The organism is Pseudomonas sp. B21-032 (assembly GCF_024748965.1).
Classification (GTDB): domain Bacteria; phylum Pseudomonadota; class Gammaproteobacteria; order Pseudomonadales; family Pseudomonadaceae; genus Aquipseudomonas.
Map to the genome: position 1 here is coordinate 219928 of NZ_CP087180.1, position 20273 is coordinate 240200.

General features: G+C 62.5%; 21 protein-coding genes. 15 read left to right on the forward strand and 6 right to left on the reverse strand.

Features of this window, described 5'->3' with window-relative positions; all coding sequences use genetic code 11:
• Positions 1–91: 91 nt before the first annotated feature.
• Positions 92–1033 carry an alpha/beta hydrolase gene (locus LOY54_RS00955; RefSeq protein WP_195885428.1) on the forward strand — a complete coding sequence of 314 codons (942 nt, stop codon included), beginning with the start codon at positions 92–94 and terminating at the stop codon, positions 1031–1033.
• Here the strand turns inward: LOY54_RS00955 and LOY54_RS00960 are convergent, their stop codons facing one another.
• Complete coding sequence (locus LOY54_RS00960) at positions 1034–1783, reverse strand: DUF2059 domain-containing protein (protein WP_045201792.1); 750 nt, start codon at positions 1781–1783, stop codon at positions 1034–1036.
• Between the two features lie 114 nt (positions 1784–1897).
• On the opposite strand from LOY54_RS00960, the gene LOY54_RS00965 reads away from it, so the two are divergent.
• Complete coding sequence (locus LOY54_RS00965; RefSeq protein ID WP_258608833.1) at positions 1898–2530, forward strand: 2OG-Fe(II) oxygenase; 633 nt, start codon at positions 1898–1900, stop codon at positions 2528–2530.
• Position 2531: 1 nt separating this feature from the next.
• Positions 2532–3014, forward strand: a complete 483-nt coding sequence (locus tag LOY54_RS00970; RefSeq protein WP_195885429.1) for a DUF523 domain-containing protein — start codon at positions 2532–2534, stop codon at positions 3012–3014.
• A gap of 55 nt (positions 3015–3069) precedes the next feature.
• Here the strand turns inward: LOY54_RS00970 and LOY54_RS00975 are convergent, their stop codons facing one another.
• Complete coding sequence (locus tag LOY54_RS00975) at positions 3070–3837, reverse strand: transporter substrate-binding domain-containing protein (protein WP_258608835.1); 768 nt, start codon at positions 3835–3837, stop codon at positions 3070–3072.
• Between the two features lie 225 nt (positions 3838–4062).
• On the opposite strand from LOY54_RS00975, the gene LOY54_RS00980 reads away from it, so the two are divergent.
• The gene (locus LOY54_RS00980; RefSeq protein WP_258608837.1) at positions 4063–4539 is read left to right on the forward strand and encodes a DUF4399 domain-containing protein; all 477 of its coding nucleotides are present in this window, start codon (positions 4063–4065) and stop codon (positions 4537–4539) included.
• 85 nt (positions 4540–4624) lie between these two features.
• Here the strand turns inward: LOY54_RS00980 and serA are convergent, their stop codons facing one another.
• Positions 4625–5854 carry a phosphoglycerate dehydrogenase gene (serA, locus tag LOY54_RS00985; RefSeq protein WP_045201808.1) on the reverse strand — a complete coding sequence of 410 codons (1230 nt, stop codon included), beginning with the start codon at positions 5852–5854 and terminating at the stop codon, positions 4625–4627.
• 171 nt (positions 5855–6025) lie between these two features.
• Between serA and LOY54_RS00990 the strand changes: the two genes are divergently transcribed.
• The 4 genes from LOY54_RS00990 (at position 6026) to LOY54_RS01005 (ending at position 10212) form a co-directional block, all read left to right on the forward strand.
• Positions 6026–7423 (forward strand): FAD-binding oxidoreductase, encoded by a 1398-nt coding sequence (locus LOY54_RS00990; RefSeq protein ID WP_045201810.1) that lies wholly within the window; start codon positions 6026–6028, stop codon positions 7421–7423.
• A 41-nt stretch (positions 7424–7464) separates the two neighbouring features.
• Complete coding sequence (locus LOY54_RS00995; RefSeq protein WP_045201812.1) at positions 7465–8130, forward strand: fumarylacetoacetate hydrolase family protein; 666 nt, start codon at positions 7465–7467, stop codon at positions 8128–8130.
• Between the two features lie 151 nt (positions 8131–8281).
• Positions 8282–9214, forward strand: coding sequence for an SdiA-regulated domain-containing protein (locus tag LOY54_RS01000; RefSeq protein WP_258608839.1), 933 nt, complete (start codon positions 8282–8284; stop codon positions 9212–9214).
• An 86-nt stretch (positions 9215–9300) separates the two neighbouring features.
• Positions 9301–10212 carry an SdiA-regulated domain-containing protein gene (locus LOY54_RS01005; RefSeq protein ID WP_258608841.1) on the forward strand — a complete coding sequence of 304 codons (912 nt, stop codon included), beginning with the start codon at positions 9301–9303 and terminating at the stop codon, positions 10210–10212.
• Between the two features lie 60 nt (positions 10213–10272).
• Here the strand turns inward: LOY54_RS01005 and rpiA are convergent, their stop codons facing one another.
• A complete protein-coding gene (rpiA, locus tag LOY54_RS01010; protein ID WP_010222132.1) occupies positions 10273–10944 on the reverse strand; it encodes a ribose-5-phosphate isomerase RpiA in 672 nt (223 codons plus the stop codon).
• Positions 10945–11080: 136 nt separating this feature from the next.
• On the opposite strand from rpiA, the gene ilvA reads away from it, so the two are divergent.
• Complete coding sequence (ilvA, locus tag LOY54_RS01015; RefSeq protein ID WP_258608843.1) at positions 11081–12595, forward strand: threonine ammonia-lyase, biosynthetic; 1515 nt, start codon at positions 11081–11083, stop codon at positions 12593–12595.
• A gap of 41 nt (positions 12596–12636) precedes the next feature.
• Positions 12637–13065 (forward strand): DUF2269 domain-containing protein, encoded by a 429-nt coding sequence (locus LOY54_RS01020; protein ID WP_258608845.1) that lies wholly within the window; start codon positions 12637–12639, stop codon positions 13063–13065.
• A gap of 66 nt (positions 13066–13131) precedes the next feature.
• Here LOY54_RS01020 and LOY54_RS01025 read toward each other — a convergent pair whose 3' ends face one another.
• Positions 13132–13788, reverse strand: a complete 657-nt coding sequence (locus LOY54_RS01025) for an HAD family phosphatase (RefSeq protein ID WP_258608847.1) — start codon at positions 13786–13788, stop codon at positions 13132–13134.
• Between the two features lie 140 nt (positions 13789–13928).
• Between LOY54_RS01025 and LOY54_RS01030 the strand changes: the two genes are divergently transcribed.
• Together LOY54_RS01030 and ptsP are read left to right on the forward strand one after the other, a co-directional pair.
• On the forward strand, positions 13929–14408 hold the full coding sequence (locus tag LOY54_RS01030; RefSeq protein WP_010222140.1) for an RNA pyrophosphohydrolase: 480 nt from the start codon (positions 13929–13931) through the stop codon (positions 14406–14408).
• A 22-nt stretch (positions 14409–14430) separates the two neighbouring features.
• Positions 14431–16710 (forward strand): phosphoenolpyruvate--protein phosphotransferase, encoded by a 2280-nt coding sequence (ptsP, locus tag LOY54_RS01035; RefSeq protein WP_045201822.1) that lies wholly within the window; start codon positions 14431–14433, stop codon positions 16708–16710.
• Positions 16711–16758: 48 nt separating this feature from the next.
• On the opposite strand, the gene LOY54_RS01040 is transcribed toward ptsP, so the two are convergent.
• Entirely contained in the window at positions 16759–17505 is a 747-nt protein-coding gene (locus LOY54_RS01040) for an NRDE family protein (protein ID WP_258608848.1), read from the reverse strand.
• 129 nt (positions 17506–17634) lie between these two features.
• Between LOY54_RS01040 and LOY54_RS01045 the strand changes: the two genes are divergently transcribed.
• Genes LOY54_RS01045 through LOY54_RS01055 form a run of 3 tightly spaced genes read left to right on the forward strand, consistent with a single transcriptional unit; the run spans position 17635 to position 20260 of the window.
• Positions 17635–18417 (forward strand): sulfite exporter TauE/SafE family protein, encoded by a 783-nt coding sequence (locus LOY54_RS01045; RefSeq protein ID WP_045201826.1) that lies wholly within the window; start codon positions 17635–17637, stop codon positions 18415–18417.
• Between the two features lie 14 nt (positions 18418–18431).
• On the forward strand, positions 18432–19241 hold the full coding sequence (lgt, locus tag LOY54_RS01050; RefSeq protein ID WP_045201832.1) for a prolipoprotein diacylglyceryl transferase: 810 nt from the start codon (positions 18432–18434) through the stop codon (positions 19239–19241).
• Between the two features lie 47 nt (positions 19242–19288).
• Positions 19289–20260: a thymidylate synthase gene (locus LOY54_RS01055; RefSeq protein ID WP_045201834.1), complete on the forward strand. Its 972-nt coding sequence runs from the start codon at positions 19289–19291 to the stop codon at positions 20258–20260.
• Positions 20261–20273: the final 13 nt, after the last annotated feature.

The following is a 20273-nucleotide window of genomic DNA, read 5'->3' on the forward strand; positions in this document are numbered from 1 at the left end:
GTGTCCGAAAAAAGTCGCCTAGCTTGCCATGCCGGCGGCGACAGATGAATATCACAGGTCAATAACCCGCTTTTGCGTCTGGAATTCTTTTATGCCCGCGTCATTTCAGCCCGACTCCCTACGTGCCAGCCTGACCTCCCTGGCGGCGCGGCAGCCGCTGTCGACGCAGGGCCAGGCCTATCAGCGCTTCTACGGGCTGGATCTGCCCGCCCGCGAAGAGGCCCCGCAGAGCTGGCTCGGGCGCTTCGACGCCGCAGGTTTCGAGGTGGTCGGCCAGGTGTGGCTGCCGGCAGCGCCAGTGGCAACGCTGATTCTGCTGCATGGCTTTTACGATCACATGGGCCTGTACCGGCATGTCATCGACTGGGCGCTGGACCAGCACTATGCGGTGATTTCCTGCGACTTGCCTGGGCACGGGCTGTCCAGCGGCGAGCGGGCCAGCATCGATGATTTCAGCGCCTACCAGCAGGTGCTGCATGCGTTGTTCGAGCAGGCCCGCAGCCTGGAATTGCCGCAGCCCTGGCACCTGTTCGGGCAGAGCACCGGTGGCGCCATCGTCGTCGACCATCTGCTGCATCACGGCGCCCAGAGCCCGGCCCAGGGCGAGGTGATCCTGCTGGCGCCGCTGGTACGGCCACGGGCGTGGCGCTGGTCGAAGTTCAGCTACCGGGTGCTCAAGCCGTTCGTCAACGGCATCGAACGGCGCTTTAGCGAGAACAGCAACGACCCGACTTTTTTGCCGTTCCTGCTGGCCGACCCGCTGCAGCCAAGGCGCCTGCCGACGGCCTGGGTGGGAGCGCTGCTCGATTGGGTCAAGCGTATCGAGGCGGCGCCGCTCAGCCCGCGCCAGCCGCTGATCATCCAGGGCGAATGCGACATGACCGTCGACTGGCCGTACAACCTCAAGGTGCTGGGGGAGAAGTTCGCTGCGCCGCGGATCCTGATGATCCCCGAAGCGCGGCATCACCTGGCCAACGAGCTGCCGGCGATTCGCGCGCGCTATTTCGAGTTCATCGACCAGCGCCTGGGCTGATCACTTCAGCTGCGAGGTTTCCTGACCCACCGCAAGGCCGGCGCGGATCGCCGCCAGGGCCGCCTTGTAGTAAGCCTTGCCTTCAGCGGATTCGGCAAAGGTGGCGAACTCTTCAAGCTCGGCGTCGGACAGGTCGCGATAGACGTACAGCAAGGTGTTGTTCAGCTCGCTGCCGATCTGCTCCATCAAACGCTGGCGCTGGCCGTCGAGCAGGCCCTGGGCCTGGCCACCACCGAGCAGGCCGGGGATCATCTGGCTGAGGCTGTCGGCGGCGACCCCGGCAATCGCCAGGCTCACTTCGGCACCGGCTTCACGGGCCGGCAGGGCCTGGGCCAGGTGGCCGATGATCAGCAGGCGGTTGTCGCTGGCCTGGACCTTGGGCAGGCCCTTGGCATTCTTGGCCAACTGGTCGCGACGGGTGGCGAGCAGTTCGGCGGCGACGATCTTGCGCCCCAGCGGCGACTGGAAGAACGCCAGGGCCGGCGCTGGATCGCTGAGATTGGCGCGCAATTGGGCCTCGGCGCGTTTATCCACGGCCTGGGCCTGGAAGCGCTGATTGCTGTTATTGACCAGCGCCTGGTAAACCGCAGGCGGCAGGCTGTTGCGATAGCGCTGCTGGGCGGCATCGAGGGCATCGGTAAAGTGGGCGCGCTGCTCGGGCCAGCCGGCGACCTTGTAGAGTTGGTCGAGGCTGTCTGCCCAGACAGGCGTGGTGCAGATCATCATCAGCAGTAAAAACAAACGGCGCATTCAGGACTCCTGTCGGCAGGGCGCTATTGTCCTTGCCATGGCGGGGCTTTGTCGAGAAGCCATTGCATACTCTCGGCCAAGTGGCGCTGTCGGATTTCGCAGCAGATCGATACTATGCGCGACATGCACATATCCCCTGATGACCCCCTGCTGTTGCGCATCGTCGACGACCTGGCCACCCGTGGCTGGTCGCAGCAAGATACCTTTCTTCCAGAGCCTCTGACCCTGGCGCTGGCGGCCGAGTGCCGCAAGCGCGCCGCCGAGGGCGAGCTGGAACCGGCAGCCGTGGGTCGGGGCGTTGCCCAGGAGGTCCGCGAGGGCATCCGCGGCGACCGCATCCAGTGGCTGGAGCCCGGCCAGGCCGAGCCTTGCGACCACTACCTGGCGCTGATGGACAGCCTGCGCCTGGCCCTCAATCGCGGGCTGTTCCTCGGTCTTGAGGACTTCGAGTGCCACTTCGCCCTGTATCCGCCGGGCGCCTTTTATCGCAAACATCTTGACCGCTTTCGCGACGACGACCGGCGCATGGTTTCGGCGGTGATCTATCTCAATGAAGGCTGGCAGCCCGAACATGGCGGCCAGCTACGCATGACCCTCAAGGGTGAGGTCGAGCACGACGTGCCACCGATCGGCGGTTGCCTGGTGATATTCCTTTCCGGCGAAGTCCCCCATGAGGTGCTGCCGGCCCACCGCGACCGCCTGTCCTTGACCGGCTGGTTCCGCCGCCGTGGCAACGAGCCGTTCTGAGATGCACAAGGTTCTGGTCAGTGCCTGCCTGCTCGGCCAGCCGGTGCGCTATGACGGACGCGCCAGCGGCCATCCGGAATTGCTCCAGCAGTGGCAAAACCAGGGGCGCATCGTGCCTTTGTGCCCTGAAGTGGCCGGCGGCTTGCCAACGCCACGGCCACCGGCGGAGATCCCCGGTGGCCAGGGCGCAGCGGTGCTCGAAGGTGACACGCAGGTACTGACCGTCACGGGCGAGGATGTCAGTGTGCAATTTCTGGCCGGTGCGCAGCGGGCGCTGGAGCTGGTGCGGCGGCATGGCATCCGTATCGCGGTGCTCAAGTCAGGCAGTCCTTCGTGTGGCAATCTGCTGACTTATGACGGTACCTTCAGTGGCACCAAAGTCACCGGCGAAGGGGTGACTGTGGCGTTACTGCGCCGGGAAGGGGTGCAGGTGTTCAGTGAGCTGGAGCTTGAGGCGGCAGAGCAAGCCTTGAAACAGCTTTAACACCATCGCGGGGCACCGGGCCCGGTGGGAGCGGGCTTGCCCCGCGAAGCTTTTGTTACTTAGGCGGCTTGCTCGCATCCATCCCGAACCACTTCTGCGACAGCTCGCTCAGCCGGCCATCGGCCTTGATCCGCTGCAGCGCGCCGTCCAGGGAGTTCTGGAACGCCGGGTTTCCCTTCTGAAACGGAATCGCCAGGGTCAGGATCGGGCCAACGGTGGCCCCCTTGCTCACCGCTTGCTGGCTGTCGCGGATGGCATAGGGCACCAGCAAACGGTCGCTGATGGCGGCATCGATCTGGTCGCTGGCCACGTCTTTGATCGGCTGCATGGCATCCGCGTAGCTGCGCAGGTCCACGCCTTCGACCACCCGTGCCTGCTCGGCGAACTGGCTGCCCTGGACCACGCCCAGGCTATGGCCCTTGAGGGCCTGGAGGGAACTCAGCGGGCGCTTTTCTTCCTTGCGCACGATCAGTTGGGCACTGGAATACGCGTAGGGCTCGCTGAAATCCAGACGCTCCTTGAGCTCAGGGGTAGCGGCGATGTGGTTGATGGCGATGTCGTAGCTGCCGCTTTCAACGCCTTGCAGCAGGTCTTTGGCTTCAACCACGACAAATTCGGCGCGCACATCCAGTTCGTTGGCCAGCAACTGTCCAAGTTCGACTTCGAAGCCGCTCAGCTTGTCGTTTTCCTTGAAATTGAACGGCGCCATGTTGGCTTCTACGGCAATGCGCAGTTCACCGCGGTCGTTGACGTCGTCGATCAGCTCGGCCTGTGCCCATGGGCTGAGCAGGGTGGCAAGTAGTACCCCAATGGCAAAACGCATTTAAGCCCCTTGAATGCTTGGCAGTGAAATCGAGTCGCCGCGACTTTCTGGTGTTGTCACGGTCGAACACAACTTAAGACCACGTCAGGTGGAGGATGTTTAACGGGCGGTGAAATTTTTCTGTCACCGTTGTTAAACATGTTTTGACGCATTTGGACTATGGTAATCCACCGTTGCCGTTCGTTCAGTGGCAAGGGTTATTGAAGTAAAACACAGGAGAAGTGAATGAAAAGCCTATTTTCGCGTGCAGCCGTCGCCGGATTGCTGATGGGGGTCTCGGCCTTTGCCGCTGCCGCCGATGGCCTGAAAAGCCAGGAGCCGCCAAAAGCCGCCAAGGTCTTCATCGTTTCCCCGGCCGATGGCGCCACGGTCGACCAGACCTTCACCGTCAAATTCGGCATCGAGGGCATGGAGCTCAAGCCGGCGGGTGATCAGACCCCGCATAGCGGCCACCACCACTTGCTGGTGGACGTCGATCAAGAACCTGCAGCCGACCAGGTTCTGCCAACCAGCCTGCTGCCGGAAAACAACGCGCCGCTGGCGGCTGGCCCGCAAGTGCTGCACTTCGGCAAGGCACAGACTGAAGTACAACTGACCCTGACCCCGGGCAAGCACACCCTGCAACTGGTGCTGGGCGACAAGTTCCACGTGCCGTTCAAGCCAAGCGTCGAGTCGAAGAAGATCACCGTTACCGTTAAATAACGGCTAAAAACATCGCGGGGCAAGCCCGCTCCTACAGGGATTCTGTGGGAGCGGGCTTGCCCCGCGATTTGCTGCCTGAATTAACTTAGAACAGAACGCGGGAACGGATGGTGCCCTTGATCTGTTGCAGTTTTTCTTGCGCCAGGTCCGAGTACTCGGCGTCAACGTCGATAACCACGTAACCGACTTTCTCGTTGGTCTGCAGGAACTGACCGGAGATGTTGATCCCGTTTTCGGCGAACACTTTGTTGATTTCGCTGAGTACACCCGGGATGTTTTCGTGGATGTGCAGCAGACGGTGTTTGCCCGGGTGCGCCGGCAGGGCCACTTCAGGGAAGTTGACCGACGACACGGAAGTACCGTTGTCGCTGTACTTGACCAGCTTTTCGGCCACTTCCAGACCAATGTTGGCCTGGGCTTCAGCGGTGGAACCGCCGATGTGCGGGGTCAGGATCACGTTGTCCAGGCCACGCAGCGGGCTTTCGAACTGCTCGTCGTTGGAGCGCGGCTCGACCGGGAACACGTCGATGGCGGCGCCGATCAGGTGCTTGTCCTTGATCGCCGCGGCCAGGTGATCCAGCTCGACCACGGTACCGCGGGCGGCGTTGATCAGGATCGAGCCCTTCTTCATCGCGCGGATTTCTTTCTCGCCGATCATCCACTGGGTGGATGGCAGCTCAGGCACGTGCAGCGAGACGATGTCGGCCAGGCCCAGCAGTTCGTTGAGGCTGGTGACCTGGGTCGCGTTGCCCAGTGGCAGCTTGGTCAGCGGGTCAAAGAAGAACACCTGCATGCCCAGGCTCTCGGCCAGGACCGACAGTTGCGTGCCGATCGAGCCGTAGCCGACGATGCCCAGCTTCTTGCCGCGGATCTCGAAGGAGTTGGCCGCGCTTTTGATCCAGCCGCCACGGTGGCAGGAAGCGTTTTTCTCGGGGATGCCGCGCAGCAGCAGGATCGCTTCGGCCAGCACCAGCTCGGCCACCGAACGGGTGTTGGAGTACGGCGCGTTGAACACGGCGATACCGCGCTCACGAGCGGCGTTCAGGTCAACCTGGTTGGTACCGATGCAGAAACAGCCGACAGCGACCAGTTTCTTGGCGCAGTCGAAAACCTCTTCGGTCAGTTGAGTGCGCGAGCGGATGCCGATGAAGTGGGCATCAGCGATCTTTTCTTTCAACTCAGCGTCGGGCAGAGAACCGGTGAGGTACTCGATGCTGGTATACCCGGCGGCCTTGAGGACGTCCACGGCGGATTGGTGGACGCCTTCGAGAAGAAGGAACTTGATCTTGCTCTTATCGAGAGAAGTCTTGCTCATCTGCGTAAACCTGTGTCCCGGAGAAAAATGGCAGGGAAGTGAAGCTCTCGCAGCATCGGCCTGAAGCACGATCAGCGGGGGGCGTATGCTAGCATGAGTACCCCCGATACGCCCATCCCTGGGACGTGAAGAGTGCTCAGGGTGACTATGAATAGTTCGAGAGTTCTATCGATGACCGATTCTGCGCTGATTGATGAGCTGATGACCCTGGTAGAGCCCGGCAAGGTGCTGACCGATGCCGCCTCCCTTGAGGCTTACGGCAAGGACTGGACCAAGCACTTCGCCCCCGCGCCCTCGGCCATCGTCTTCCCCAAGAGCATCGACCAGGTCCAGGCCATCGTGCGCTGGGCCAACCGGCACAAGGTCGCCCTGGTGCCGTCGGGCGGTCGCACCGGGCTATCAGCTGCAGCGGTGGCGGCCAATGGCGAGGTGGTCGTGGCGTTCGACTACATGAACCAGATTCTCGATTTCAACGAGTTCGACCGCTCGGTGGTTTGTCAGCCGGGGGTGGTTACCCAGCAGCTACAGGATTTTGCCGAAGACAAGGGCCTCTACTACCCAGTGGACTTTGCCTCGGCAGGTTCCAGCCAGATTGGCGGCAATATCGGCACCAATGCCGGCGGGATCAAGGTTATTCGCTACGGCATGACCCGCAACTGGGTGGCCGGCCTCAAGGTCGTCACCGGCAAGGGCGACCTGCTCGAGCTGAACAAGGACCTGATCAAGAACGCCACCGGCTACGACCTGCGCCAGCTGTTCATCGGCGCCGAGGGCACCCTGGGCTTTGTGGTCGAGGCGACCATGCGCCTGGATCGGGCGCCGAACAACCTCACGGCGATGGTCCTCGGTACCCCGGATTTCGACTCGATCATGCCGGTGCTGCACGCGTTTCGCGCCAAGCTCGACCTGACAGCCTTCGAGTTCTTTTCCGACAAGGCCCTGGCCAAGATCATGGGCCGTGGCGACGTGCCGGCACCGTTCGAAACCGACTGCCCGTTCTATGTCTTGCTGGAGTTCGAAGCCAGCAACGAAGAGGTGGCCAATGATGCCCTGGCCACTTTCGAGCACTGCGTCGAGCAGGGCTGGGTGCTCGACGGCGTCATGAGCCAGAGCGAGCAGCAACTGCAGAACCTGTGGAAGTTGCGCGAGTACATCTCCGAGACCATCTCGCACTGGACCCCGTATAAGAACGACATTTCCGTGACCGTGTCGAAAGTGCCAGCGTTCCTCAAAGATATCGACGCGATCGTCGCCGATAACTACCCGGACTTCGAAGTGGTCTGGTATGGCCACATCGGCGACGGCAACCTGCACCTGAACATCCTCAAGCCCGACAACCTGAGCAAGGACGAGTTCTTTGCCAAGTGCGCGACGGTCAACAAGTGGGTGTTCGAGACCGTCGAGAAGTACAACGGCTCGATCTCTGCCGAGCATGGCGTCGGCATGACCAAGCGCGATTACTTGACCTACAGCCGTTCGCCGGTCGAAATCGAATACATGAAAGCAGTGAAGGCGGCGTTCGATCCAAACGGGATCATGAACCCGGGCAAGATCTTCGCGGTCGAGTAAGCCACAGGCACAAGAGCATCCAATAGCGCCAGGAGTCGGTAATGAGCTATCAGCACCAGTATGTAGACGGCACGCGTATTCACTTTCCGCTGGGCAAGGTGGTGTGCATCGGGCGCAACTATGCAGAGCACGCCAAAGAGCTGGATAACCCGATCCCGAGTGAGCCGCTGCTGTTCATCAAGCCGGGTAGTTGCGTGGTGCCGCTGGACAGCGGCTTCAAGATCCCGACCGAGCGTGGCTCGGTGCACTACGAGACGGAAATTGCCGTGTTGCTCGGCAAGTCGCTGTCCACCAGCCCCACCGAAGAAGAAGTGCTCGACGCCATCTCCGGCTTTGCCCCGGCCCTGGACCTGACCCTGCGCGACCTGCAGGCGCAACTCAAAGAGAAGGGCCTGCCGTGGGAGCGCTCCAAGTGCTTCGATGGCGCCTGCGTGCTGCCGCCGTTCGTGCCGGTCGGTGCCTTTGAGGACCTGACCGACATCGGCATCCGCCTGACCCTCAACGGTGAGGTGCGCCAGGACGGCAACAGCGCGCTGATGCTCAACCCGATCGTGCCGATGATCCAGCACATGGCCACGCAATTCTCGCTGCTGGCCGGCGACGTGATCCTCACCGGTACCCCGGTTGGCGTCGGCCCGCTCAACCCCGGCGACCAACTGGTGCTCGAACTGCCAGGCGTCAGCCGTTTCGAAAGCCAGGTGCTCTGAACCACCGACGTGGCAGCCAGAAATACTGGCTGCCATACTGCCCGTCGGCTTTTGCCATTTTTTTCACAATCGATCCGGATAATGCTTGCGGACCTGGCTCTGCGAAATGTGCCGGTACGGTGTTATCAACTGGCAAAAAGAGCACAAATCCATGGCCACTCCTCTTCCTTCGAGCAATTCCCTGCCGCCTGCGCGCAAGCGTGGCCTGGCCCTGCGCTGGTCCACCTGGCTGGTGGCCGCGGCGATCATCGGCTATGGCGTGGCGATCGCCATGCATTGGGATGACCGTGGCCTGCTCTGGTTGCAGGAGCGTTTCGAAAGTCAGAGCGAGCAACAGGCGAGCATCTGGTTGCCGGACTACCAGGTCGATATCGATGCCAAGGTATTGCCGGGCATGGAGGACGATGAAGCTTCAGACCTGTCCTACAACCCGGTGAGCAAAACTCTGTTCGCGGTCATGGGCAAGAATCCCTTTCTGGTCGAACTGACCCTTGAAGGCGATGTGCTGCGCAAGATGCCCCTGGTGGGCTGGAGCAACCCCGAGGGCGTGGCCGTGCTTGAAGGCGGGCGCCTGGCGATCGTCGACGAGCGCGATCACAAGATGACCATCGTCACCCTTGCTGCCGACACCAAGTCGCTGAACATCGCCGATTTCCCCCAATACGACCTCGGCCCCTCGGCAAACCAGAACAAGGCCTTCGAAGCCGTGGCCTGGGACCCTCTGCAGCAGCGCATCATCCTCGGCGAAGAGCGGCCGCCGGCATTGTTCACCTGGAAAAGCGACGGCCACAGCCCGCTGACCGGCGACAAGCAGCCGCTGCCAAGCGACGAACTGGACCTGCGCAACCTCTCGGCGCTGGGTGTCGACCCGCGCACCGGGCATCTGCTGGTGCTGTCGGCCGACTCCAACATGCTCCTGGAGCTGGACGAGAAGGGCGAGCAGGTCAGCTTCATGACCCTGCTGGGCGGCTTCAATGGCCTGAAGAAGCAAATTCCGCGCGCCGAAGGCGTGGCGATGGACGAACACGGCACGCTGTACATCGTCAGTGAGCCGGACTTGTTCTATCGTTTCAAAAAGCCGTGATTTCAGACTTTTCCTACGTCAGGATTTAAGTTTCGCTTCAGTTGAGTGTGGGAAGATTCAGGCTGTCACCCAAAGAGTCCACCTGAATGCGTCGCTACATCCGCCTGCCGCTGATTTTCCTGGTTGCGAGCCTGCTCGCCTTGCTCCTGATCGCCGTTGCCGGGCAGCAATACCGTTTGTTCGAGCGCGGCTGGTTCAACCTCAAGACCTGGTGGCAGCCGTTCGAGCAGAGCATCGGCCTGGATCAATACCAGGTGGTGCTTGAGGCGCAACCCATCGAAGGCCTGGACGACGATATCTCGGCGCTGACCTTCGACCCTGACCGCAACAGCCTGTTCACCGTGACCAACAAGCGCTCCGAGCTGATCGAGCTGTCGCTGGACGGGCGCATCCTGCGGCGCGTGCCGTTGACCGGCTTTGGTGATCCGGAGGCGGTGGAGTACGTCGGCGCCAACAGCTACGTGATCACCGATGAGCGCGAGCAGCGCCTGATTCGCGTGCGCCTGACCGACAACACGCCGTTTCTCGACGCCAAGGATGCCGAACAGCTGACCCTGGGCATCGGCCTCAATGGCAACAAGGGTTTTGAAGGCCTGGCCTACGACTCGGCCGGCAAGCGCCTGTTCGTCGCCAAGGAGCGCGACCCGATGCTGATCTACGAAGTGCATGGCTTCCCCCACGACAACCCCGAGCAGCCGTATGCGGTGCATGTGGTACAGGACCAGAAGCGTGATTCGCGGTTGTTTGTGCGGGATCTGTCGAGCTTGCAGTTCGATGAGCGCAGCGGCCACTTGCTGGCGCTGTCGGATGAGTCGCAACTGGTGCTGGAGCTGGATGTGCAGGGCAAGCCGTTGAGCACCTTGTCGCTGCGCAAGGGTTTTCAGGGCTTGAACAAGAGTGTGCCGCAGGCCGAAGGCATCGCCATGGACGATGCCGGGACCATTTACCTGGTCAGCGAGCCGAACCTGTTTTACGTGTTCAAGAAGCCGACCGGGTAGGCATTATCGCGGGGCAAGCCCGCTCCTACATTGTAGGAGCGGGCTTGCCCCGCGATGCTATCAGGCCTTGAGGCTCTTGACCCCTTCCGAAGTCCCCAGCAACAGCAGATCCGCCGGCCGCGCCGCGAACAGGCCGTTGGTGACCACGCCGACAATCGCGTTGATCTGGCTTTCCAGCTCGACCGGGTTGGTGATCTGCAGGTTGTGCACATCGAGAATGATGTTGCCGTTATCGGTCAGCACACCCTCGCGGTACACCGGGTCGCCGCCAAGCTTGACCAGCTGGCGGGCCACATGGCTGCGGGCCATGGGGATGACTTCGACCGGCAGCGGGAAGGCGCCCAGCACCGGTACCAGCTTGCTGGCGTCGGCGATGCAGATGAAGGTCTTGGCCACGGCGGCAACGATCTTCTCGCGGGTCAGGGCGGCGCCACCACCTTTGATCAGGTTCAGGTGCTCGTCGCTTTCGTCGGCGCCGTCGACGTAGAACTCCAGGTCGCTGACAGTGTTCAGCTCATACACTGGAATGCCATGACCCTTCAGGCGTGCCGCGGTCGCTTCGGAGCTGGCGACCGCGCCGTCGAAGGCGGTCTTGTGCTTGGCCAGGGCGTCAATGAAGCAGTTGGCGGTCGAGCCGGTGCCGACGCCGACGATGCTCTTGTCGTCGAGCTTGGGCAGAATGAAATCGACAGCGGCCTGGGCGACAGCCTGTTTGAGTTGGTCCTGGGTCATGCGGGCTCCGAAGCGGGGAGGAGTATCGTGAAGGCGCGTAGTATAGCGGCTAAAACCCCTGCCTTGCTGTGGTCGCCCGACAGGGCGCTGGGGTAGACTCGCAAACCCCGCCCAACCGCTCAGTGATGCTTTCCCGATGCTCGAACAGTACGTCAAGAAGATCCTCACCTCGCGCGTTTACGACGTCGCCGTCGAAACTCCGTTGCAGACCGCCGGCCAGCTGAGCAAGCGTCTGGGCAACAACATCCTGCTCAAGCGTGAAGACTTGCAGCCGGTGTTCTCGTTCAAGATTCGCGGTGCCTATAACAAGCTGGCCCAGCTCAGTGCTGAGGAACTGGCCCGTGGGGTAGTCACCGCATCGGCTGGCAACCATGCCCAGGGCGTGGCCCTGGCGGCCCGTGAGTTGGGAATCAAGGCTACCATCGTGATGCCCAAGACCACCCCCGAGATCAAGATCGAAGGCGTGCGTTCGCGCGGCGGCAAGGTGGTGCTGCACGGTGACTCGTTCCCGGAAGCGCTGGCCTATTCGCTGAAGCTGGTGGACGAGAAGGGCTATGTCTACATCCACCCCTATGACGATCCGCACACCATTGCCGGGCAGGGCACCGTGGCCATGGAAATCCTTCGTCAGCACCCGGGGCAACTGGACGCGATCTTTGTCCCGGTTGGTGGTGGCGGCCTGATTGCCGGCATCGCCGCCTACGTGAAGTACCTGCGCCCGGAAATCAAAGTGATCGGCGTCGAGCCGGACGACTCCAACTGCCTGCAGGCCGCCATGGCCGCGGGTGAGCGCGTGATATTGCCGCAGGTCGGGCTGTTTGCCGATGGCGTGGCGGTGGCGCAGATCGGCCAGCACACCTTCGACATCTGCAAGGACTACGTCGATGCGGTGATTACCGTCAGTACCGACGAGATCTGCGCAGCCATCAAGGATATCTACGACGATACCCGCTCGATCACCGAACCTGCCGGCGCCTTGGGCGTTGCCGGGATCAAGAAGTACGTCGAGCTCAATGGCGTCAGCGGCCAGACCCTGGTGGCCATCGACTCCGGCGCCAACGTCAACTTCGACCGCCTGCGCCATGTTGCCGAGCGCGCCGAGCTGGGCGAGGGCCGCGAAGCCATCATCGCCGTGACCATCCCCGAGCAGCCGGGCAGCTTCAAGGCCTTCTGCGAGGCGGTGGGCAAGCGCCAGATCACCGAATTCAACTACCGCTACCATGCCGACGGCGAAGCGCACATCTTCGTTGGCGTGCAGACCCATCCGGATACCGACCCGCGCAGCGCGCTGATCCAGAGCCTGACCGAGCAGGGCTTCCCGGTACTCGACCTGACCGACAACGAGCTGGCCAAGCTGCATATTCGCCACATGGTCGGCGGCCATGCGGCGCGGGTCAGCGACGAGCTGGTGCTGCGTTTCGAGTTCCCGGAGCGTCCGGGGGCGCTGTTCAACTTCCTCAACAAGCTGGGCGGGCGCTGGAACATCTCGATGTTCCACTATCGCAACCATGGCGCGGCCGATGGTCGCGTGGTCGCCGGCCTGCAGGTACCGGATGATGAGCGCCACCTGGTGCCGGCGGCGCTGGCCAAGATTGGCTACCCGTACTGGGACGAAACCGATAACCCGGCGTACCGGCTGTTCCTGGGTTGAGCGTCTACGCTGTTGGGCAACGCCTGAGGAAGAAATAAGAAATGGAACTGCTGACTACCCTGAAAACCGCCCACATCCTGGCCACCGTGTTGCTGCTGGGCAGCGCCCTGGGGCTGGCGATCTGGACCTTTATCGCGCGCCGCAAGGGCGATGCCAGTGCCCACACCCGGCTGATGGCCCGGCCGCTGGTGTTTGTCTGGCTGTTGATGGGCATCTGCCTGGTAAGCATGCCGTTCACCGGCTGGTGGCTGGTGCACCTGATTGGCTGGCCGCTGGGCCAGACCTGGGTGCTGGGCTCCAGCGTGATCTACACCTTCGCAGCGTTCAGCTGGTTCTGGCTGCTGGCGCGGGTCAACCGCCTGCGCACGGCGCCAACTGTGGGCAACCCGAAGTTCATCCTGGCGCTGGCGGTGTTCAGCGGTGTCTGTTTTATCGCCATCGCCGGGCTGATGGGTGCCAAGCCGGTCTGATCATGCGGGCTTCGGTGGGAGCGGGGCAAGCCCGCTTCCACCGAGCAGTCGCTCCCATAGCGACGATCAATCGCGCAGGCTGATCACCGGCCAACCGCGCTTTTCAGCTTCGGCGCGCAGGTTCGGGTCCGGATCGACGGCGACCGGGTTGGCCACCTTCTCCAGCAGCGGCAGGTCGTTCATCGAGTCGCTGTAGAAGTAGCTGTCGTCCAGGCTGTAGCCGTTTTCCAGCAACCAGCGGTTCAGACGCGTCACTTTGCCTTCACGGAAGCAGGGTATATCGGTACTGCGCCCGCTGAAACGGCCGTCGACCATTTCGCATTCGGTCGCCAGCAGGGTCTGTACGCCCAGGCGCTTGGCGATCGGGCCGGTGATGAAACGGTTGGTGGCGGTGATGATCACCAGTTTGTCGCCGGCATCCTGGTGCTTTTTCAGCAGGGCCAGGGCCTTGGGCAGGATGATCGGCTCGACGCAGTCGCGCATGAAGTCGCGATGCCATTCGTCGAGTTGCGCCATTTCCGTGGTCGCGAGGATTTCCAGGCTGAAGTTCAGGTAGGCGTTCAGGTCCAGCTTGCCGGCCAGATAGTCCTGATAGAAGGCGTCGTTGCGGTTCTGGTACTCGACCGGGTCGAGAATGCCGCGTTCGCACAGGTAGTCACCCCAAGCGTGGTCGCTGTCGCCACCAAGGAGCGTGTTGTCCAGATCGAATAAAGCCAGGCGCATTTAAGTCACTCGCATAACATCTGAAAAGTCCCACAGAATACGGACTTTTCACATCGGTGCACATAAGGTAAACAGGCGCGTTGCTGGCCTTGTGACCTTTGTGGAACAATGCCGTGACATGCGTTTGCGAGGTTGCTGCCGTGATCGACCCCGATGGTTTTCGCCCCAATGTCGGGATCATTCTGACGAATGATCTTGGGCAGGTGCTATGGGCTCGACGGATCAACCAGGATGCCTGGCAGTTTCCCCAGGGAGGTATCAACCCCGAGGAAACGCCGGAAGATGCCCTGTACCGCGAGCTGAACGAAGAAGTGGGGCTGGAGCGAGATGATGTTGAAATTCTTGCCTGCACCCGCGGCTGGTTGCGTTATCGTTTACCCCAACGCCTGGTCCGTACCCACAGCCAACCGCTGTGCATCGGCCAGAAACAGAAATGGTTCCTGCTGCGCCTGGTCTCCAACGAGCAACGGGTGCGAATGGACTTGACCGGTAAACCGGAGTTCGACGGCTGGCGCTGGGTCAGCTATTGGTATCCGCTGGGCCAGGTGGTGACATTCAAGCGCGAGGTTTACCGCCGCGCTCTCAAAGAGCTTGCCCCGCGCCTGCTGGCGCGCGACTGACGACGGAGTTCGACCCCGAGCCATGCTCAATACGCTGCGCAAGATCGTCCAGGAAGTTAACTCCGCCAAGGATCTCAAGACGGCGTTGGGGATCATTGTGTTGCGCGTAAAAGAGGCCATGGGCAGTCAGGTCTGCTCCGTCTACCTGCTCGACCCCGAGACCAACCGCTTCGTGCTGATGGCCACCGAGGGCCTGAACAAGCGCTCGATCGGCAAGGTCAGCATGGCCCCCAACGAGGGCCTGGTGGGCCTGGTCGGCACCCGCGAAGAGCCGCTGAACCTGGAAAACGCCGCCGACCACCCGCGTTATCGCTACTTCGCCGAAACCGGCGAGGAGCGCTTTGCTTCCTTTCTCGGTGCGCCGATCATCCACCACCGTCGCGTGGTCGGGGTGTTGGTCATCCAGCAAAAGGAGCGGCGCCAGTTCGACGAGGGCGAAGAAGCCTTCCTGGTGACCATGAGCGCGCAGCTGGCCGGGGTTATCGCCCATGCCGAGGCCACCGGTTCGATCCGTGGCCTGGGCCGTCAGGGCAAGGGTATCCAGGAGGCCAAGTTCGTCGGTGTGCCCGGTTCACCCGGCGCTGCGGTGGGCAAGGCGGTGGTCATGTTGCCACCGGCCGACCTCGATGTGGTGCCGGACAAGACCGTTGATGACATCGACGCCGAACTGAAACTGTTCAACAACGCCCTGGAAGGGGTGCGCGAAGACATGCGCAACCTCTCCGCCAAACTCGCCACCCAGTTGCGCCCGGAAGAGCGCGCGCTGTTCGACGTCTACCTGATGATGCTCGAAGACGCGGCCCTGGGCGGTGAAGTGGTGCAGGTGATCAAGACCGGCCAATGGGCCCAGGGCGCGCTGCGCCAGGTGGTCGGCGAGCACGTCAATCGCTTCGAACTGATGGACGACGCCTACCTGCGCGAGAGGGCCTCGGACGTGAAGGATCTGGGCCGGCGACTGCTGGCCTACCTGCAGGAGGCCCGTCAGCTGTCGTTGGTCTATCCCGACAACACCATTCTCATCAGCGAAGAACTCACCCCGGCGATGCTCGGCGAAGTGCCGGAAGGCAAGCTCGTCGGCCTGGTCTCGGTACTAGGCTCGGGCAACTCTCACGTTGCCATCCTGGCCCGGGCCATGGGCATTCCGACCGTCATGGGCCTGGTCGACCTGCCGTATTCCAAGGTCGACGGCATCGACATGATCGTCGATGGCTACAAGGGCGAGGTCTACACCAACCCCAGCGAAGTGCTGCGCAAGCAGTACGCCGAAGTCGTCGAAGAAGAACGCCAGCTGGCCCAGGGCCTTGACGCCCTGCGCGAACTGCCTTGCGTGACCCTCGATGGCCACCGCATGCCGCTGTGGGTCAACACCGGGCTGCTTGCCGATGTCGCTCGCGCCCAGCAGCGTGGCGCCGAAGGCGTCGGCCTGTACCGCACCGAAGTGCCGTTCATGATCAACCAGCGCTTCCCCAGTGAGAAGGAGCAGCTGGCGATCTATCGCGAGCAACTGGCGGCCTTCCACCCGCTGCCGGTGACCATGCGCAGCCTGGATATCGGCGGCGACAAGGCGCTGTCGTACTTCCCGATCAAGGAAGACAACCCGTTCCTCGGCTGGCGCGGTATTCGCGTCACCCTCGACCACCCGGAAATCTTCCTGGTGCAGACCCGCGCCATGCTCAAGGCCAGTGAAGGCCTGAACAACCTGCGCATTCTGCTGCCGATGATTTCCGGTATTCACGAACTCGAAGAAGCCCTGCACCTGATCCACCGGGCCTGGGGCGAAGTGCGCGACGAAGGCACCGACGTGCCGATGCCGCCGGTGGGGGTGATGATCGAAATCCCTGCGGCGGTGTACCAGACCCGCGAGCTGGCGCGCCAGGTGGACTTCCTCTCGGTCGGCTCAAACGACCTGACCCAGTATTTGCTGGCGGTCGACCGCAACAACCCGCGCGTCGCCGACCTCTATGACTACCTGCACCCGGCGGTGCTCCAGGCCCTGCAGAACGTGGTGCGCGATGCCCACGCCGAAGGTAAGCCGGTGAGCATCTGCGGCGAGATGGCCGGTGACCCGGCGGCGGCGGTGCTGCTGATGGCCATGGGTTTCGACAGCCTGTCGATGAACGCTACCAACCTGCCCAAGGTGAAGTGGATGTTGCGTCAGGTCAGCATGAGCAAGTCCAAGGAACTGCTGGCCCAGGCCATGGGCATCGACAACCCGCAAGTTATCCACAGCTCGCTGCAGCTGGCCCTGAAGAACCTGGGGCTGGCGCGGATGATCGGGCCAGGAGTGGGCAAGCCTTTGTGAGGTTTGGGGGCTGCTTTGCAGCCCATCGCTGGCTTGCCAGCGATAGCGTCAGACCTGCAAACACACCTCCCCCAGATGCCCGCCAAGCGGCCCAAAACTGCGCTCCACTAAATGTCGCCGGCCATCGGCCTCAACAATCAGCACGGTACTGGCTCGGGTCCCGTAGTTCTGGCTGGCAATGAACACGCTCGACAATAACCGCTCGGTACCCAGGCCGACGCCGGTCTCTGGCAGCTCGCTGTCTGCCGCCGGCAGGTTATCCCCAAGTAACTCCAGCAAGCGCTGCGGCTGTGGATCGGCCAGTTGCAATTGCAAGCCCGCACGCGCCTTGACCAGCTTCGGCCAGGGCGTATCCAGGCCGGCGTTGGACAACCCGTAAACCCCGGCGCCCAGCAACTGCGGCGTGGCTTGCCGGGCATTCAGGTAACCCAGTTGCGTGCTGTCGGCGACCAGCAGGTTGAACCCCGAATATTGCTGGCTGCGGCTGGCCACCTGATCCAGGTAAGCCTCAACCCCAAGCTCCCCGCGCAAAAACGCCGCCACCAGCTCGCCGCGCGAGCGCGTGCCCTGGGGTTGCTGCGGGTCGCGGATATTGGTCAGCGCGGCAAAGCGGCCGTTGGGGCCGACCCCCAGCCAGGTGCCGCCGGCTTCCAGGTCGCGCCCGGCGTAAACCCCGGGGGCATCTTCCCAGGCCCCCAGTACGCGACTGGGGCGGGCGTAGAACTCATCACGGTTGGCCGCGACGATCAGCGGCTGGGCATGCCCAGACCGCCAGGCAAAGACGATCAGACACATAGGTGGACCTCTGTGTTTTTGCCCACTCTACCGATAGCGTCCGACGCGATCCATCGACTTAATGTGTCTTCACTAGAGCCGCAGGCCTACCTTCCGTTACCATGCCGGACTGAATTTACGGGGGCGACAATGGAATTCGTGCTCTATCTGGCGCTGGGCGCCTGCGCAGGCGTGCTGGCCGGGCTGTTTGGGGTTGGTGGCGGCATTATCATCGTGCCGGTGCTGGTGTTCAGTTTCACCCTGCAAGGCTTCGACGCGTCGGTGCTGACCCACCTGGCGGTGGGCACCTCGCTGGCGACCATTGTCTTCACCTCGGTCAATGCCATCCGCGAGCACCACCGCAAGGGCGCGGTGCAGTGGCCGATCTTTGTCTGGATGACCCTGGGGATCCTGGTCGGTGCGGGTATCGGTGCCAAGACCGCCTCGGCCATTCAGGGGCCGATGCTGCAAAAGATCATCGGCGTGTTCGCTCTGGTGATCGCCGCGCAGATGGCCCTCGACCTCAAGCCCAAGGCCAGCCGCGGCATCCCTGGCAAGCCTGGGCTGACCCTCGCCGGCAGCGTGATCGGCTGGGCCTCGGCGATCTTCGGCATTGGCGGCGGTTCGTTGACCGTGCCGTTCCTGACCTGGCGCAGCCTGCCGATGCAGCAGGCGGTGGCAACCTCGTCGGCCTGCGGCTTTCCGATTGCGGTGGCCAGCGCCCTGAGTTTCATCTGGCTCGGCTGGCACGACCCGCACCTGCCCGCCCATAGCCTGGGTTTTGTGTACCTGCCGGCGCTGCTGGGGATTGCCCTGACCAGCATGTTTTTCGCCCGCTTCGGCGCGCGCCTGGCACATAAACTGTCGCCACGCCTGCTCAAGCGGCTGTTCGCTGCGCTGCTGTTTTGCGTCGGCCTTAGCTTTTTGCTTTAACGAGAGGAGTCACCATGCTGCCTTATCCGCAGATAGATCCAGTAGCCCTTGACCTGAAATGGATCAAAATCCATTGGTACGGTCTGATGTACCTGGTCGGCATCGGCGGCGCCTGGCTGCTGGCCTCGCGTCGCCTGAACCGCTTCGACCCGACCTGGAGCCGCGAAAAGCTCTCGGACCTGGTGTTCTGGCTGTCCATGGGCGTAATTGTCGGCGGGCGGTTGGGCTATGTGCTGTTTTATGACCTGCACGCCTACCTGGCCAACCCGACCTTGATCCTCGAAGTGTGGAAGGGCGGCATGTCGTTCCACGGCGGCTTTATCGGCGTGATGCTCGCCGCCTTGTGGTTCGGCAAGCGCAACAACAAGTCGTTCTTCGAGCTGATGGACTTCGTTGCGCCACTGGTACCGATCGGCCTCGGTGCGGGGCGTATCGGCAACTTCATCAACGCCGAGTTGTGGGGCAAGGCCACTGATGTGCCGTGGGCGATGGTCTTCCCGCCGTTCAGCGATCCGGCGCAGCTACCGCGTCACCCGTCGCAGCTGTACCAGTTCGCCCTGGAAGGTGTGGCATTATTCCTGATCCTTTGGCTGTACTCGCGCAAACCGCGCCCGACCATGGCGGTTTCCGGCATGTTCGCGCTGTTCTACGGTATTTTCCGTTTCATCGTAGAGTTCGTGCGGGTACCCGATGCCCAGCTTGGCTACATCGCCTTCGGCTGGTTGACCATGGGTCAGTTGCTCTGCGTGCCGATGATTGTCGGTGGCATCTTCCTGATCTGGTGGGCCTACAACCGCAAACCCACGGTCAAGGCCGCCGTTTGAATTTCCACGGCAGGGCGATCCCCTGCCGTCTTTGCTACAGGTAAGCCATGAAACAGTATCTAGATCTGGTCCGCGACGTCATCGAAAACGGCACCCTCCAAGGTAACCGTACCGGTATCCGCACCATCAGCCTGCCTGGCGCCATGCTGCGCTTCGACCTGCAGAAGGGCTTCCCGGCCATCACCACCCGCAAGCTGGCGTTCAAGTCGGCCATCGGCGAGATGGTCGGCTTCCTGCGTGGCGTGAAGAACGCCGGCGAGTTCCGTGAGCTGGGCTGCAAGGTCTGGGACCAGAACGCCAACGAAAACGCCCAGTGGCTGGCCAACCCGTTTCGCCAGGGCCATGACGACCTTGGCGAGATCTACGGCGTGCAATGGCGCCAGTGGCCGGCCTACAAGCGCATCCCGCTGAGCAATCCGGCGGCCATCGAACTGGCCAAGAGCCAGGGCTTCCAGCAGATCGCCCAGGCCGAGGAAGACGGCGAAGCCTTCGTGGTGCTGTACAAGGCCATCGACCAGATCCGCCAGTGCATCGACACCATCCACAACGACCCGGGCAGCCGGCGCATCCTGTTCCACGGCTGGAACTGCGCCCAGCTCGACGAAATGGCCCTGCCGCCGTGCCACCTGCTGTACCAGTTCCACCCGAATGTCGAGACCAGGGAAATTTCCCTGACCCTCTACATCCGCTCCAACGACCTGGGCCTGGGCACGCCGTTCAACCTCACCGAAGGCGCCGCACTGCTGTCGCTGATGGGCCGCCTGACCGGCTACACGCCGCGCTGGTTCACCTATTTCATCGGTGATGCGCATGTCTACGAAAACCACCTGGACATGCTGGGCGAACAGCTCAAGCGCGAGCCGCTGGCTGCGCCGAAGCTGGTGATCAGTGATCGCGTGCCGGAATTCGCCAAGACCGGCGTGTACGAGCCAGAGTGGCTGGAGAAGATCGAACCGAGCGACTTCAGCCTCGAAGGCTACGAGCACCACGCACCGATGACGGCGCCGATGGCGGTCTGATCCTGTAGGAGCG